The sequence below is a fragment of the Paenibacillus glycanilyticus genome, from assembly GCF_051200795.1.
Classification (GTDB): domain Bacteria; phylum Bacillota; class Bacilli; order Paenibacillales; family Paenibacillaceae; genus Pristimantibacillus; species Pristimantibacillus glycanilyticus.
The window spans coordinates 1715296-1730965 of record NZ_CP195155.1 but is presented as its reverse complement, the minus strand read 5'-3'; the positions used below and the strand labels follow the sequence as shown (position 1 = coordinate 1730965).

Here is a 15670-nt window from a genome sequence, read left to right as displayed (position 1 = left end):
TTGGGGGGAGTAATCATGACGTTCAGAATAACCAGAGGGCATGTCCTTTTCTTACTCGGAGTTATTTTCCTATTACTCCTTCTCGGGTGGAATTATTTCAGCGGCTTATACTGGCTCGCTGCTGCCGTATCTCTATTCCTTGGTTTCTATCTTACCGTAAGCTGCAAGATTCAAGATGGGATACTTACGAAATCGACGCTATTCTTTTTCAAGAAAAGCCTCGTAATCAAGGACATTAAGTTAATAGAAGCCGTTACCAAAAAGAAACTGGGTTACATCTATATCAATCTCACAAAAGGTCCGACGGAAGATTACTACCTTTTGCTCTTTAAAGATTTGACGACCTGCAAACTCGATTCTCACTTGTACTATAAGGGTCAATCAATAGGCAGATTCCTGGCCAAGGAGTATAAAATCAAGCTAAAAGAAAAAGAGGTCATGCAGTATCTGTACGGAAATTGATTAACCAAGGCTGGTGAGTCTTATGTCCATTCAAAACACATTGGAGCGGATTAATAGGGAGTTAAATCAGATACTAGGTGATTACGAGTATTGGTTTGCTGCTCCGGAAGCTTTGCAAATGTACCAGCCTCTCGAAGGATGGAGCATCGCTCAAATTCTGGAGCACGTTACTCTTACGAACCATTTTCTGCTGATCCTCATTCGAAAAGGAAAAAACAAGGCCCTTATGCTCGCAGCCAAATTGAATTTGGAAGATTCGCTCAATCATTATCAAGATAATCTGGGAGAGCTGGATCAGATCGCGGAACACAAATCTTTCAAATGGATCAGGCCGGAGCATATGGAGCCAAGGAGAGAAATGCCGCTTGATCAGGTTCGCAAGTTGCTAGAAAGTCAGGTTGGGGAATGCCTGGACATTTTGCAACAATTAAGCAATGGCGAAGGAATCTTGCATAAAACGATGATGAGCGTAAATAACCTAGGCAAAATCGATGTGTACCAGTACATCTATTTCTTGGCTCTTCACGCCAAGCGGCATATTGCTCAGATGCAGAGGGTAAAAGCGGAATACGAGCAACAATGAAAAATCGGTCTCCGTGGGAGACCGATTTTTCATTACCGCAATAGAGCAGCCGCGATAGTGGTTTTTCTTATATTTCCTGCCATAGCCGCTTTACGTTATCCATGGCAATGCGGGAGGCCATGCGGCACTCCTCCATCCCTTCGAATTCAACAGTCAGATAGCCATCGTAGCCGGATTGCTTGATCAGACGGAAGATTCGCCGGAGGTCGAGATCGCCGTGGCCGGCAATCGCGCCGCGCAAATAGGTGCCATGGGTAGACTTGAACCAATCGCCGCCTCCCGGAGACTCGTCGCTAGGACGAATATAAAAGTCTTTAATATGGATCAGCGATGCATAGGGCAAGTTGCGGCTCACGCCAACGAGCGGATTCTCGTCGACGCACAGGAAGTTACCAACGTCGAGCGTCGTCTTGAAGTTCGGACGGTTCACCGCATGCAGGACGCGTTGCACGCGGTCGCTTGCCTGCACGCTGAAGCCGTGGTTCTCGATGGTTGTCGTAATGCCGTACGCCGCGGCGTAATCGGCGATCAGCCGGCTTCCCCTCGCCATGTGGTGCAAATTCTCCTCGAACCATTGAATCGTCATGCTCTCGGGCGGAAGCGTAAACGCCGTCACGTCATGACGCATGTGCTTCATGCCGAGCCTATTTACCAGATCGACATGATCTTTAACCCGCGCGACTTCGGCCTGGAACGCGTCTTCGCCGTCTTGCACGAAGTTGGCCGGCATCGAATAGTTGGACAGCTCGACTCCAGCTTCCTTGGCCTTCTCCCGCACGGCATCCGCAAGCTCCGGCTGATCGACAAGCGTAAAGCCGTAAGGAACGATTTCCATATGCTCGCCGCCGTTCCCGGCAATCCACTCCACAACGTCAAGCACCGACATGTCCCCCGCCTTAAGCGCCGGGAGCAGACTGTATGTACTTAATCCAACCTTCATAACGTCTCCCCATCTCCCCGAAATCCGTCTTGTATGGCATTCAGCAGCCGGCGGGTCCGGTCGCAGCCGAATTCCCAGAACATCAGACCGCCTAATCCGCTAGCTTTCACGTAATCGCACTTGTGCCGGATCGATTCCTCATCGTCGTAAGAGATAAAGCTTGAACCGTTAAACAAATAAGGCGCGCGAGCTTCCTCGTCCCAATAACGAACAAAGCCGTTTTTGCCAATGTATTCTTCAGTTAAAGCCGTGAAGTCCGGCCCGTACCCGCCAACGCTGCCGGCCATCTGGTGAAGCCCGTTGTTCCGGTCTGGAACCTGATTCCACATCCGCGAATAGAAGGCAGCACCGATTACAATCTTCTCCTTCGGCACCCCGGCACGAACAAACAAATTGACGGAGGCATCCGTACTGATCCGGAACAAGTCTCCCGTCGGTGTATAAAGGTTGGTATGATGACCGGTCAACACCTGAAACCCGCCGCGCATATCGTAGGTCATAAGCTGAATCAGATCCAGATATTTCTGTGCCTGATCCATCTCGGTTCCGTCAATGTAATACTGATCGGCTCCCGCCGCGATCGTAAGCAAATAATGCCTGCCGTCCAGATCCCCTAGCTTATCCAGCGCTTCCCGGATGGCAGCGAGCAGCAGCGTAAAATTCGTGCGGTCCTCCGGGCTGGCCCCGATTCCGGCTTCCCCATAGCAAGGATACTCCCAATCCAGGTCAATTCCGTCAAAAGGATGCTCGATCACCGCGCGAACCGCCGATTCGGCCATGCGGTTTCTTCCTTCTTCCGTCGACGCCGCTTCCGAGAAACCTCCGGCGCTCCATCCTCCGACGGAGAGCAGGATATTCAACTGCGGACGTTCCTTCTTAATCCGCGCGAGCTCGTCCAGATGGCGCAAATGATCGATTGAAATAGCATCGCTCTTGACATGGCCAAACGCGACATTCAGATGCGTAAGCTTCGCCAAATCTTCTACAGTCAGCTCGGCAAGATGGTTATCGCTCGCATAGCCGGCGACCACGTAGTTCTGCTTTGTCATTTAAGATTCGCTCCCTTTCGCTTGCGATGATTCGTTGGTCTGCCTTACGGCACCCAGCGCTTGCCATGCCTCTTTCCCCATTCCGATCTTATAGCCCGACGCGGCGTAACGGATGCGGTCCTTGCCATCCAGCACAAACAGATGCGGGTAGCCCGCCTCGCTGACCGCCGCCTGCGGCAGGGAGACCTGTGATCGATCTCTCGCGAATCTAACCTCTGCCGGCAATTGCTCGTATTTCGAAGGATCAAACGACGAGCTCCATTCCGCATCGCCGATAATGAGCAGGATCACTCCTCCGAGTTGGTTCAAGGAACCGGCTAGCTCCCCCAACTCGCGAAGCAAATGCTTCGTTGGCTCGCGCTCCGGCTCGATCCAAGCAACAATCGCGCCATCCTCCATGATCTGTTCGCCTATTGTCAGCTCCGAGCCGTCCAGCCCTTCGAGCGGTCTGGCCCGGTCCATAACGCCAAGCACGGGAAGATCGCGGGTGGCCTTGCGATAGGTGAGCCATACATCCGTATTCTCGCCTGCGCGTACGCGGAAATAGGTAAACCGCGCCAATACCGTGCCGTCCCGAAGTCGCATGCCCGTCGTAAGCCGGTACGAACCCGGCTCTGCCTCAAGCAGCTTGCCGTACACATCGCCAAATTTGTCCGGATAGACTAACGTTTTGTAGAATCCGTTCTCCTCAAGACGTGCCACCGTGAAATTCTCGGCATACGACGGCTCTGGCGCATCATCCGATGCTTCGGGATCGCGTTGCAGACGAATGCTGCCCTTGCTCCCGATCGAAGACTGAAGCGCATTCGCGCCTTGCATCGCGTCCCGCCATTCGCCGTCAGCCATGTACTGTGAGGTTAGCTCATGCGGATGCAGCCGCGCCGGTATGCCTAAACTTCGGCAGACGGCTACGAAAAGAATGTTCAGTGAATCCGGGTCTCCCCATTGCAGCTTAAACGTGCCGACCGGATTGCCTTTCCCCTTCAGATTGGGAAGGTCCTCCCATTCTCCATGCCTTTCGCTCAGCCAGCGCATTAGCGCAGTTGGGTCCAACCGAAAGGCTTCCCGCTCCGGCTCCGTAAAAGCCGCTTGGAAAAACTGCCGGTACGGCACGATCAGCTCGTTCAGCACGCGCGGACAAAGCACGTAAGAAACGAAATCCCCGTCCGGCAGGCTTCCGCAAGCGGCAAGCGAGCCGATCAGATGATCGTCCAGCGTGTCCTTTCTCGTATCGATCCAATCTTTCTCGCGGAGGCTCTCCAAAAGCCGCAGCGGCCACTGCCCGTATTCGGCCGTCCGCTCCCGCAGGAAAGACTCGATTTCGCGGAAGTTCCCGCGGGAGCGGCTCAGAACATTCCACACCCGTTCTCCCGGAAGCCCAAGCGAAGCAGCCAATGCCTCGGCATCCTGCTTGCTTGCGAACGTGCTCTCATAGACGGCGCGAAGCTTCGCCCCTTCTTCAAGCCGGCGAGCATGCTCGCTCTCCCGCTCGCCGGACAAGGGTTCTACAGGTTCGCCTTCGCCTTCCGGCGGAGGAACCATATCCAGATCAAAGATGCCTTCCGGCTGCCCCGTTTGATCCAAAACCAACTCATGGAGGTAATCCCCATAAGCAGCCAGCTTAACCTCGCCCCATCGGCCGTTCCAAGCACCGCGAACCAGCAGATCGCCATACCCCGTCTTAAAGCTGACTTCTCCCCGTTCGTCCGCCAAGAGCGTCGCGATCGGATAAAATTCAGCCATGTTGTACAGCTCGAAGCGCACTTCGGCGCCCGGGACAGGATTTCCGGCACTGTCTTTAACCGATAGATTAACGGTACGCGTTGGGGCGTAGTTTTCGAGCAAATTAATCTCCGTAAACCAATCGCTTGCTACCGTAATATCCTCCGGACCCGGATAGTCGGCCAGGATGCGCGTATTTAGAAGCATTGCCCGTCGGGCCGGCGGGCCGAACCACCCTTGGTCCAGCCGCGCTTCCGGCTCGCAGGCGCCGAGGTAATGCCATTCTCCGTCGGCCCAAGCCTCTACCCAGGCATGATTATCGTCGCAATGCGCCCACCTGGGCGTATAGACCTGGCGGGCGGGAATGCCGATGCTGCGCAGCGCCGCAACCGCCAGCGTCGACTCCTCGCCGCAGCGGCCCCTTGCGCTCTTGATCATCGTAAGGGGCGACATCGTTCTCAAATCGCTGCCGGTATAGGCAGCCTTCTCGTGACACCAATAATTCGTCTCCAGAATGGCCTCTTCCATCGTCAGCGACTTTATGCGATAGGCTAGCTCGTTGAACAAAATGCCGCGGTGATCCTCGATATTTTCCGTATTGACCCGGTAGGGGAGAACATAATGCAAGAACAGGGAGTCGGGCACCCGATCGCCCCAAGGGACAAGCCGGCGGATCGCCAGCGTCCTGCGCACATGGCTCAAGAACAAAGCGCCGTCATAGTCTGCGAGATCGTTCACCGGCATATAGGCAAACAAATATTTGAGCGCCCAGCACTCTTCCTCCGTCAATTCCTCCCGAAATACATCGAATAGCTCGTGTTCCCTGGCCTGCGCCAGCTGGCGTTTTCTATTGAATTTGCTCTCGATCAGATCCCGCTCCGCCCGATTCAGCGAAAACGGCGAAGTCCAAGTCGTCATGGTCCCACTCTCTCCTTCCACAGCTTCCCGTCCTCGCGAATGCACCACAGCGACATTCCATCCTCCGACAATGCCGAGATTTGAAACAGGCTGCGCGTCGTCTCGACGGTTGCTTCGATGGACCACCCATCGCCTTCCATCAATCGCTTCGCATCCGCTTCATACCTGCCTTCAGCCGCATAATGGTTGCGCTGGCGGTAATACAGCTTCCGCAGCTCCCACTTGATGCGCTCCTCCTCCGGCATCGCAAAAGAATGCGGACCGTCTTCGCCGGAAAACACCACATAGCCCCACAGCTCCGGGTAATGCATGTTCACTATGCCCATCGGCGACCACACCCAGTTGTCCTCCGGATAGGGCTTGCCGATCTTCGGATTGATCACCTTGCGGTAGCCGCCTTCCGCCGGCTCCGCCTGCCATTCCACCCTGGAAAAGTTAATGCGCCAGAACTCCCCGGTAAGCGGCGGCCTGCTCTCCGCCGCGCACTCCCGCAAGCTGGCCCAAGGAATAGCGATTTCGACGCTCCACATGCGGTTCTCCGCCGCTGGATTGTTCAGCTCGCCTTCGATATAAACGGCGCTCCGGAGTCCGGCTATATCCCAGCCGTTCACCGGCGGTCCGCCGTCGCGGTACGGCTTGACGAGAAGAAGATCCCATACCGTATTCAGCGCATTGATCTCGATCTCGTAATAACCATGCGTGTCTCCGTCCGGGTCGATAAAAATTTCAAAATCGTTATCGTAAAAAATAACCGAGTCCCGCTCGGTAAGCGTTGCCCAGATCTGATCCTCGAGCAGCTCCGCTCCGACATACAAATATTCGTCGTCCCACAGCATTTTGACGCGAGTCCGCTTCGCCGGCTTAGGTCGAACATCCCCTTCGATATCCGTAAAATCCTCGGTCCAGTCGGCCGCTTCCCAGAACGGCTTGTTTAAGCATCCGTCAAGCGCGAGCGGCCCTGTGGCACGCCGGCAAATATAATGCCTTGGCCCGTAATCGATCACCGGCTCCGGCACTCCGCTAAGCATCATGTCCTGTCCCCCGATCGCATTGTTCTGGCTAGTTATGGGTCACTACGGCTCCTGCGCCTCCGTAAAACTTTACTTCCTCGTCAAATTCCAGCTTCAACACCGTTACGTGCTCATGCGTGTCTTCCGCCGTTAGACCGATCCAGGTCGTTCCCGGAATATCGAACCAAGGAACGCCTCCATGAATGTGATGGGACAGTTCTTTCCCCGAATGCAGCACGGTAATCCGCTTAATCGGATTGCATAACCCTTTCAGGCATACATGTTCCTTCGGATCGTCATAGACGAACAGGTAGAGTGTCTTCTTATCGGGGGTCAACGTGCTTCCGCCCAAATAATAACGCGTCATGATGCCTTCTCTCGTTCCGTAAACCGCCTCCGCATGCTGACGGATCCATTCGCCGAGGCCAAGCAATATATCTTCCTGGCGCTTGTCGATCGTACCGTCCTCCCGCGGCCCGATGTCGAGCAGCATGTTTCCGCCCATGGAAATGCAGTCGCAGAACATCCGGATAATCATGCCAAGCGATTTATAACGGTTGTCGGTCGGCACATAACCCCATGAGCCGTTAATCGTCGTGCAGAATTCCCAAGGCCCTTCCGGTCTCGTAATGGGAAGTCCTTGCTCCGGCGTTTTGTAATCGCCATGTCCCTGCAGCCGCGAGTTAACGATCACATCGGGATTAAACGACTTCAGATACTGCTTGAACGCCGGCAAATTCCATTGGTCGGCGCTTCGCTCCCAATCCCCGTCGAACCACAGCAGATCTACCCGGCCGTAATTCGTAAGCAGCTCCCGAAGCTGTCCGTCGTTGAACCGGAGGAACCGCTGCCATTTGTCCCCGTCCTCGATACCGTCCGCCGGACTGGAAAACCGGTTGACTTGGCTCAGATCCTCGGGAATCCTGCCGCCTTGATAGACGCTTGGATAATCCGGGTGCGACCAATCAATCAGCGAGTAGTACAGGCCAAGCCGAATATCCCGCTTGGCCATCGCGTCCGCGAATGGCTTGACCAAATCCCGTCCTGCCGGCGTCTTCTTCACGACATTCAGGTCGCTAAGCTGCGTGTCCCACAATGCTACGCCATCGTGATGCTTGGTCGTCAGAACGGCATACTTCGCACCCGACTTCTCGATCAGATCGGCCCACCTTTCCGCATCGAAGCTTGAAGCCGTAAACCCGCCAAGCTGTTTCATATATTGCTCATAGGTCATGTTCCCGTTGTAGAAGGACCATGATTCCGCCACGCCGTCAACCGCGTAAATTCCGTAATGTATGAATATGCCCAGCTTAGCGTCTTCGAACCATCTCTGCATTCCGAATCATCCTTTCAAGCGATAGTTATGCATGAATCCGGAATACATGCGCGATTGGCGCTTCCTTAGCGGAGCGCTCCGTTTCCGGCAGACGAATGGCAATCCCGCTTTCGGTACGGCGATAGGCAAGCCGCTCCTCTCCGCCGACCAGATCGATGCTTCCGGCCTCTCCGTTCCAAGGAATAAGAATCTCCTCCGGTACTTGCTCGTTTGCGTCCTTGTACAGGTAAAACGCATAGACGACGCCGTTTTTCTGAGTAAAGCATGTATTCCCCTCCGAATACGGCTCGCAGACCCGAGTGCCATAGATCGCTTCACCGTAAACGTTCAGCCATTTCCCCATTCCTTTCATGCGGGCGATCGCTGTCTCGGGCAATCTGCCATCCGGCTGAGGGCCGATGTTAAGCGCCAGGTTGCCGCCTTTTGCCACAATTTCGATGAGCAGCTGGATAAGCTGACGCACCGATTTGTAACGGTCCTCGTAACGGAAAGAAAACGACGTCCCCATCGTAATGCAGCTCTCCCACGGCACATGCAGTGCCCGTTCCGGCAGCGTCTGCTCCGGCGTGATCAGATTCTCGTAAGGTCCTCCGACGGTCCGGTCCGCCGAGAGCAGCCAAGGCTGGATCTCGCGCGCCTTCTCGACCACTTCTCCCAGCCGGATATTTTGTTTGCGGTAATCGTTCACCCAGCCGGCGTCCAGCCACAGCACGTCGATCCGGCCGTAATTCGTCATCAGCTCCATAATCTGCTCATGCGTAAATTGAACGAATTTCTCCCACAGCCACGGGTATTCCATCGGATCGTAACTCGGTCCCCTGGATGTCTTCGTATCCGGCCGTATTCCCGGCGTCCAATAATAGGGAGTATGCCAATCCGCTTTGGAGAAATAGGCGGAGATGCCAAGCCCCTTGTCCCGGAACGAGTTGAACAGGTGCTTCACGATATCCGCGTGCTTATGGGTATGGAACGGACATTCTTGTCCCGTAATGCGATAATCGGTCGTGCGCGTATCCCACATGCAGAACCCGTCATGATGCTTGGTGGTGAAATTCAAATATTTGAAGCCGTTCTCCGCCGCAAGCTCGGCCCACAGCTCGGGCTGGAAACGAAGCGGATTAAACGTCTTGTTCAAGGCAAAATATTGCCGCTTCAGCTCTTCCGAATCGATATCCCAATCGATACCGTCCCGTGACCAATCTCCGTCCTCGTCGCTCAAAGCCCATGATTCAACCAGGCCCAGCTGGGAGTAAGGCCCCCAGTGCATCATCAAGCCAAGCTTCTGATCCTTGAACCACTCGAGCCGCTCGAGCAGCAGGGGATCCTCCGGCTTCACCCAGCTCTCCTCGCTGCTGTAGTTATGTACCCCTTGCTCGACTGCCTCTTCCGATTCCGCAATTGCCTGTTCCTTCTCACTCATCCTAATTCCTCCTAAAAAACCATTCTTTCAATCCGATTAACGTTGTATAATAGATTTAATTTTCAGATATTTAAGATTTGTAAAAGAGATAGATAACCGTTGTCAGGGGGCGTACCATTTGAACCGGAACTATTTCAAGTCCAAGCTTTTTCTGAAATACACTTGGTCCTATTTATTCATCTTGTTGATTCCTTTGATTTTTACGTCGATCTTTATTTATGAAAACGCATCGCACCGCCTTCGTTCCGAAATCGAACGCTCCCATCTCGACCAGCTGACGCAAGCCGAAACGATCATTGACGGTCGAATGAAGGAACTAAGCGAGATTGCGGTCCGCATCTCGTACGACCACAGGCTTGCCTCTTACCTCGTGCACGATCCGATTCATAGCGGAGAAGCCATTGAAGCCCTTGACCAATACAAAGCGACAAGCTCGATCATCGGGGAGCTGTACTTGTATTTCCACAAGGACGACCGCATTTATTCCAGTGAAGGGATGAACCATTTCGACGTATTCACGAGCAATCTTCTGTTCCAGAATTGGAATAAAGACGCGGTATACCAGGATTTAAACGACGTCAAATTCCCGACAATGCGGCCTGCCGATATGGCAAGCAACTCTTCCGGCCGGAAACAATCGATGCTCGCCTATCTGATTCCGATCAAACCCAATAATCCGAATCCATACGGAACGGTTATGTATTTGATCCAGAAATCCGAGCTGACGAGCCTCATCGATTCCATACTGGGCAATTATCAGGGCCAGTCGTATATTCTCGATAACCAAGGCCAAATTCTGGTGGACAACCTCCAAGGCGAGACGTTATCGGATACGGACACCCGTTCTTTGTTCGGTCATTTGACCCCGGGTATTCAAAAGCATGTTCTAAACGGCAAGGAGCATTCGATCGTCTCCGTCCAATCGCCAGTCAACGGCTGGACCTACGTGACCATCATGCCAAGCGAGCAATTCTTCAGCAGTGTCCTTCATGTTCGCAGCTTTATCATTATGCTGCTCATCTTTGTTGTGGCCGCCGGAGCGGCAATCGCGCTGCTCTTGGCCCGCATGCAATACCAGCCGATTTCCACGCTGGTTGAGTTCGCTGCCTCCAAGAGCTGCAAGCCTCTGAGCCGTCCCGGCGAGTCCCGCAACGAATTGGACCGAATTCGGACAACGCTGCTGGAATACAGTGCCCGGGTCGATCTGCAAGAGCCGTTCGCCCGCCATCATCTGCTCTCCATGCTGCTCCGGTTCGGCAGTTCGCGGATTCTGACGCCGGAGTTAAGAGAGGCGCTGGACCTCCGATTCGACCGCTCGCTTCACTTCGTCATGGTGATTGGCTGGATTAGCAGCGAAAAAAACGGCGTATTGGAGCATCAGCAGATACTCGAGCTGTTAACGCATATGGAGTTCCCGAATCTGAACAGCCACGGGTACGGCGTCGAGCTTTCCCAATTAGGCCAGATCGGCGTCTTGGTCAGCTTCGATCCGGATGAAGCTGCCGGCGAATTCGAACACAAGCAGCTTATCGTTGAAGCTTTGCGCAGTCATTTGACGGACTCTTGCCAGATTCAGCCGGTCATCGGCGTCGGCACGAGCTATTCCGGTCCGGAGGGGCTGAATCAAAGCTATATCGAAGCCTGTTCCGCCTACGACCTGCGAGTATCATCAAGCGCCGGATCGGTGAATTATTTCGAGAAACAATCGGTTGCGACGGATCAAACCTTCTGGATACCGAACAATACATTGTTAAAGCTCTCCCAGAGCTTAAAGCAAGGCAGCTTCGAAGTAGCTTCGCAAATGATCCAGTCGGCCATCCTAAGCCTGCGGCAGTCCGAGCAGTCCACGCTGCTCATCCGCTGCATCGGCATCGATCTGTTGAATACCATACTGAAGACCGCCTCCGAACTCGAGAACCAGCGGCTGATTCAAGAAATTGCGCCGCAGATGATCTCGGGCCAATCGCTGGACGAGCTGGAGCGCAATCTCCTCCATTTGGCTTCCCGGCTATGCGAGCAGGTAGAGCAGGCCAATCAGAAGGAAGAACAATCGCTTACCGACCGGATGATCGCTTACATCGAAGAACATTTTGCGGACAATGCCCTTAGCCTCGAGACGGTCGCTTCCGAATTCAGCCTGTCGCCGTCCCACGTCAGCCGCTCCTTCAAGGAGAAGATGGGCGTGAACTTCGTCCAATACATCTGGCAGAAAAGGCTGGAAGAAGTGATGCACCAGCTGAAGACGACGGACGATTCGCTCAAAGACATCATTATCCGGGTCGGCTACGTGGACGCGCCTAACTTCATCCGCAAATTCAAGAAGGAGACCGGCTACACGCCGGGGCAATACCGCAAAATGTTCGCATACGTTCAATAGAATCAACCGCCAACGACCGGGGTCGTTGGCTTATTCCCGTTACTTGCCCGACTTCCAGCGGTCGTACGCGCCTTGATATACTTCCGCTATACGGTCTCCGCCCATCTTTTTAACCTGCGCCAGATACTTGTCCCAACCCGACATCGGCTCTTGTCCCGTCACGAACTTCGCTTCCATCTGCTGAACGTAAGTGTCCAGATCGGACAGCAAGGACGTAATTTCGCTTTGCTCGTCATTGGTCAGATAGACGTTAGGGAACGGAGCCTTGCCGATTGGCTTCAGCTTTTCTTCGCTTTCCTTTTGAATCCAATTATCGAATTCGGTCGTAAGACCATTCGTTAGTTCGTTAATTTTGATACCCGGCGTTAAGATCCCGAAGTTTGGCGTAAGCGTGCCGCGGAAATCTTCGCGATCCTGGCCGTTCGGAAGCTCGACCCATTCCTTCTCGTGCGTATCCTTGTTCTTGTACTTCCAGAGCATGCCTTCAGGTCCTTGGTTCATAAGCGTTGCGCCTTCGTAGCTGTATTGATAGTCAACCCAGCGCATGGTCGCCTCCGGATTCGGATCCTTGCTCGTAATGGCAAACGTTCCGTTCGCGGAGATGCCCGGATGCATGCCATAGACCGGCGTTCCCGCGATTTCGCTGCTGACCGGCGTCATAAGCGGATTATCCCCGCTAGGCTCGCCTCCAAGCGTGAAGTAAGGGAAATAGTCGTTAAACAAGGCGATCTGGTTATTCTGGCCTTTCGCTTTTTTCTGGTCGGAGGTTTGCGAGAAGGTCTCGTGATCCAGCAGGTTCTCGTTCCACAAACGATTCATGAACGTCAGGTAACCCTTATAGCCTTCCTCTTGCGGCGAATAGTGAACCTTGCCATCCTTATCGGCATAGATCGTCTCGTCATACATGCCCCAGAATCCAAAGAAGAACATGCGCAGATCGTCCAGCTTCACGGAAGTGAGCGGGATTTCGTCCTTCTTCCCGTTTCCGTTCGGATCCTCGTCCCTCACCCGCTTCAGAAAGTTATACAGCTCCTCCGTCGTCTTCGGCAGTTCCGTTACGTTTAACGCCTTGAGGAATTTGCCGTTGTACCACATCGGACTGCGGTACCAGATCGCCGACAGATCGATGTACGGAAGAGCATACATATGTCCGTCAGGCGTCGTAAACGATTTGCGGATGTCCGGATGCTCGTCGAAAATTTTCTTCAGATTCGGCGCGTAGCCCTCGTCAATATACTTCTCGAGCGGAATAAGCACGCCTTGGGTTCCGTACGTCACCTGTTCAGCTGGCGTCAAATCCGGAGCGTAGAGGACATCCGGCAGGTCTCCGCTCGCGAATACGAGGTTCTTCTTCGTGGAGAAACTGTCCAGCGGCGTCAATTGATAGGTGAACTTGATATTCGTCAGCTTTTCCATTTCCTTTAACGCCGGCATGGTGTTCCAGTCTGCTTTGCCCACGTCCTGCGACATCATCTTAAGAGTGATTGGCTTGTCTACGATAGGAAAGCCGTCTTTTTTTACGCCGCTATCGGTAGAAGCCTCGGGTGAAGAAGAATTTGCAGAAGAGGATGGCGAAGCGGAATTGTTGTTCTCGCCCGAAGAACTGCAGGCAGCCAGCATGCTGGCTAACATGGTAACGCTGAGAATAACGGATGATGCCCTGGAAATCCTGTTCATGCAATACACACTCCCTTTTATTAGTTGATTGATATGGGAAGATCAGCCCTTAACGGAACCGATCATTACACCCTGAACGAAATAACGCTGCAAGAATGGATAAATCACGATAACCGGAATGGTAGCGACGATAATAACGGCATATTTGACGAGCGCCGCAATCTCCGCCTTGCTGTTCATGGCCGTTGCCGAAGAGATGTCGATCGCGCCTCCTCCTTGCGCCCCCATCTCCTGAAGAACCAGGATTTGACGCAAGACAAGCTGCAGCGGATACTTTCCGGCCTCGTTCAGATAAATGAGCGCCGAGAAATAACTGTTCCAGTTGCCTACCCCGTAAAACAACGCCATTACGGCGATGATCGGCAGCGAGAGCGGCAGTATGATTCTGAAAAACAGCCGCATATTCGAGCAGCCGTCAATCTGCGCGGCTTCCTGCAGCTCCTTCGGAATGGAGCTTTGAAAAAAGGTGCGGGATACGATTATATTCCAGATGGACGCGGCGGACGGAAGAACGATCGCCCACATCGAATTCATCATGCCTAGTTCCTTCACGAGGAGATAAGTTGGGATCAGACCGCCGCTGAAGAACATGGTAACCATAAACATGCCCATGAAGAAGTTTCTCCCGACGAAATCTCTGCGGCTTAGCGCGTAAGCTGCGGGCAGCGTCACGAACAAGTTGATCGCCGTCCCAACTACCGTATAGATGATGGTATTTTCGTAGCCAATCCAGATATTGGTGTTCTTGAACACCATCTTGTAGCCTTCTAACGTAATTCCTTTCGGCCACAGCCACATCTCACCCGAAGCTACGGCCTTCGGATCGCTGATGGATGCGCTCATCATATACACCAGCGGATAGAAAACGATCAGAAAGGCGAGAAAAACGTACAAGTAATTGCAAGCGAGAAATAGTTTATCGCCCCTGCTCTCTTTAATGCCATGGAACATGCGTCTCCAGCCTCCTTCTTCGTAAGCTTTCACTTTACCACAAGCTGTTCTCGCTCGTCCTGCGAACGATCTGATTTACGGCTATCAGCAGGATGGCGTTTATGACGGAATTAAACAAGCCAACCGCTGCCGAGAAGCTGTATTGGGCATCCTCCAATCCGGAACGGTAGACGAAGGTAGCAATGACATCGGAAGATTCCAAATTAAGCGGATTTTGGAGCAATAGAATCTTTTCGAATCCAACCCCAAACAAGCTTCCCATGTTCAAAATAAGCAAAATGGTCATCGTCGGAATCAAGACGGGTATATTAATGTGGCGAATGCGCTGGAACCGCGAAGCACCGTCGATAATGGCTGCTTCATGAAGTCCGGGATCCACGCCGGATAAGGCGGCCAAATAAATGATCGTCCCCCAGCCCGCGCTCTGCCACACGTTGGAGAATACGTACATCGTCTTGAACCACTTGGGATCGGTAAGAAATTCCGGCGTGCCAAAGCCAAGCCATTGAATGACATGAACCAGAATTCCGGTAGACGGCGACAGGAAGGATATGATCATCCCGGCCATGACGACAACCGATATAAAGTGAGGTGCATAGGTGACCGTCTGGGCCATCTTTTTGAAAAAGCCGTTGCGTACTTCATTAAAGGCCAGCGCCAGTATGATCGGAATCGGAAAGCCAATCGCTAGATCATAGAGACTGACGCTCAGCGTATTCCAGATCAAGTCCCAGAAATAATAGGAATGGAAGAACCGGTCAAAATGGTCCAGTCCCACCCAAGGACTTCCCATTATTCCTTTGGTCGGGATAAACGATTTGAACGCGATCTGGACGCCGTACATCGGCAGGTAACAAAAGATAAGAAAGTAGAAAAAAGCCGGTGCAACAAAAATGTACAATTCCCAGTTCTGCACGATCCTTCTTCCGAGCCGCTTGGTCGAAGTCCCGGATCGTAGCGCCATGCTGCCCGTTGCGGCAGCCTTCGAATCTTGCATCGGATCACCTCTTCCAAATAGGTTCAAGTGCTCTCGCCGCGAAGGAACGTTTGCTTGTCCTTGTCAGCGCTTACTTCCGAGGATAGAGCATGGAGTCGGCCAACGTAAATATGTCGTTTTCGTGAACGTGAAAAGCCCACCCGGCAAGGCCGGAGCGATGTTGACAATCTCTACAGACAATCGGACAATATGTTGTTTTCGCAGCGGGATTAGGCGCCCAGCCTGTCC

The 15670-nt window shown here is 53.2% G+C and carries 12 protein-coding genes; 3 read left to right on the top strand and 9 right to left on the bottom strand.

Annotated elements, in window-relative coordinates; translation table 11 throughout:
• Positions 1–15: 15 nt before the first annotated feature.
• Together ACR9FF_RS07760 and ACR9FF_RS07755 are read left to right on the top strand one after the other, a co-directional pair.
• Positions 16–462: a hypothetical protein gene (locus ACR9FF_RS07760; protein WP_435170142.1), complete on the top strand. Its 447-nt coding sequence runs from the start codon at positions 16–18 to the stop codon at positions 460–462.
• A 22-nt stretch (positions 463–484) separates the two neighbouring features.
• Positions 485–1045, top strand: coding sequence for a DinB family protein (locus ACR9FF_RS07755; protein WP_435170140.1), 561 nt, complete (start codon positions 485–487; stop codon positions 1043–1045).
• Between the two features lie 67 nt (positions 1046–1112).
• Here ACR9FF_RS07755 and ACR9FF_RS07750 read toward each other — a convergent pair whose 3' ends face one another.
• Genes ACR9FF_RS07750 through ACR9FF_RS07725 form a run of 6 tightly spaced genes read right to left on the bottom strand, consistent with a single transcriptional unit; the run spans position 1113 to position 9440 of the window.
• Entirely contained in the window at positions 1113–1985 is an 873-nt protein-coding gene (locus tag ACR9FF_RS07750) for a sugar phosphate isomerase/epimerase family protein (protein ID WP_435170138.1), read from the bottom strand.
• Positions 1982–3034, bottom strand: a complete 1053-nt coding sequence (locus ACR9FF_RS07745; protein ID WP_435170136.1) for a glycoside hydrolase family 18 protein — start codon at positions 3032–3034, stop codon at positions 1982–1984. Before ACR9FF_RS07745 ends, ACR9FF_RS07750 begins: the two co-directional genes overlap by 4 nt.
• On the bottom strand, positions 3035–5674 hold the full coding sequence (locus tag ACR9FF_RS07740; protein WP_435170134.1) for a transglutaminase-like domain-containing protein: 2640 nt from the start codon (positions 5672–5674) through the stop codon (positions 3035–3037).
• Positions 5671–6705 carry a carbohydrate-binding family 9-like protein gene (locus ACR9FF_RS07735; RefSeq protein ID WP_435170132.1) on the bottom strand — a complete coding sequence of 345 codons (1035 nt, stop codon included), beginning with the start codon at positions 6703–6705 and terminating at the stop codon, positions 5671–5673. The genes ACR9FF_RS07740 and ACR9FF_RS07735 overlap by 4 nt, the downstream gene beginning before the upstream one ends.
• Positions 6706–6733: 28 nt before the next feature.
• Complete coding sequence (locus ACR9FF_RS07730) at positions 6734–8020, bottom strand: alpha-L-fucosidase (RefSeq protein WP_435170130.1); 1287 nt, start codon at positions 8018–8020, stop codon at positions 6734–6736.
• 25 nt (positions 8021–8045) lie between these two features.
• On the bottom strand, positions 8046–9440 hold the full coding sequence (locus ACR9FF_RS07725; protein WP_435170128.1) for an alpha-L-fucosidase: 1395 nt from the start codon (positions 9438–9440) through the stop codon (positions 8046–8048).
• A 118-nt stretch (positions 9441–9558) separates the two neighbouring features.
• Between ACR9FF_RS07725 and ACR9FF_RS07720 the strand changes: the two genes are divergently transcribed.
• Complete coding sequence (locus ACR9FF_RS07720) at positions 9559–11817, top strand: helix-turn-helix domain-containing protein (RefSeq protein ID WP_435170126.1); 2259 nt, start codon at positions 9559–9561, stop codon at positions 11815–11817.
• Between the two features lie 39 nt (positions 11818–11856).
• On the opposite strand, the gene ACR9FF_RS07715 is transcribed toward ACR9FF_RS07720, so the two are convergent.
• The 3 genes from ACR9FF_RS07715 to ACR9FF_RS07705 are packed head-to-tail and all read right to left on the bottom strand — an operon-like array spanning position 11857 to position 15409.
• The gene (locus ACR9FF_RS07715) at positions 11857–13494 is read right to left on the bottom strand and encodes an extracellular solute-binding protein (RefSeq protein WP_116393803.1); all 1638 of its coding nucleotides are present in this window, start codon (positions 13492–13494) and stop codon (positions 11857–11859) included.
• A gap of 42 nt (positions 13495–13536) precedes the next feature.
• Positions 13537–14445: a carbohydrate ABC transporter permease gene (locus ACR9FF_RS07710; RefSeq protein WP_435170123.1), complete on the bottom strand. Its 909-nt coding sequence runs from the start codon at positions 14443–14445 to the stop codon at positions 13537–13539.
• Between the two features lie 34 nt (positions 14446–14479).
• A complete protein-coding gene (locus tag ACR9FF_RS07705; RefSeq protein WP_435172057.1) occupies positions 14480–15409 on the bottom strand; it encodes an ABC transporter permease in 930 nt (309 codons plus the stop codon).
• Positions 15410–15670: the final 261 nt, after the last annotated feature.

Excerpts from the sequence above, each read along its gene's own strand:
- ACR9FF_RS07760 (WP_435170142.1), top strand. The coding sequence starts at position 16 with ATGACGTTCAGAATAACCAGAGGGCATGTCCTTTTCTTACTCGGAGTT.
- ACR9FF_RS07735 (WP_435170132.1), bottom strand. The coding sequence starts at position 6,705 with ATGATGCTTAGCGGAGTGCCGGAGCCGGTGATCGATTACGGGCCAAGG.
- ACR9FF_RS07745 (WP_435170136.1), bottom strand. The coding sequence starts at position 3,034 with ATGACAAAGCAGAACTACGTGGTCGCCGGCTATGCGAGCGATAACCAT.
- ACR9FF_RS07725 (WP_435170128.1), bottom strand. The coding sequence starts at position 9,440 with ATGAGTGAGAAGGAACAGGCAATTGCGGAATCGGAAGAGGCAGTCGAG.
- ACR9FF_RS07740 (WP_435170134.1), bottom strand. The coding sequence starts at position 5,674 with ATGACGACTTGGACTTCGCCGTTTTCGCTGAATCGGGCGGAGCGGGAT.
- ACR9FF_RS07710 (WP_435170123.1), bottom strand. The coding sequence starts at position 14,445 with ATGTTCCATGGCATTAAAGAGAGCAGGGGCGATAAACTATTTCTCGCT.
- ACR9FF_RS07715 (WP_116393803.1), bottom strand. The coding sequence starts at position 13,494 with ATGAACAGGATTTCCAGGGCATCATCCGTTATTCTCAGCGTTACCATG.
- ACR9FF_RS07705 (WP_435172057.1), bottom strand. The coding sequence starts at position 15,409 with ATGGCGCTACGATCCGGGACTTCGACCAAGCGGCTCGGAAGAAGGATC.
- ACR9FF_RS07730 (WP_435170130.1), bottom strand. The coding sequence starts at position 8,020 with ATGCAGAGATGGTTCGAAGACGCTAAGCTGGGCATATTCATACATTAC.
- ACR9FF_RS07755 (WP_435170140.1), top strand. The coding sequence starts at position 485 with ATGTCCATTCAAAACACATTGGAGCGGATTAATAGGGAGTTAAATCAG.
- ACR9FF_RS07750 (WP_435170138.1), bottom strand. The coding sequence starts at position 1,985 with ATGAAGGTTGGATTAAGTACATACAGTCTGCTCCCGGCGCTTAAGGCG.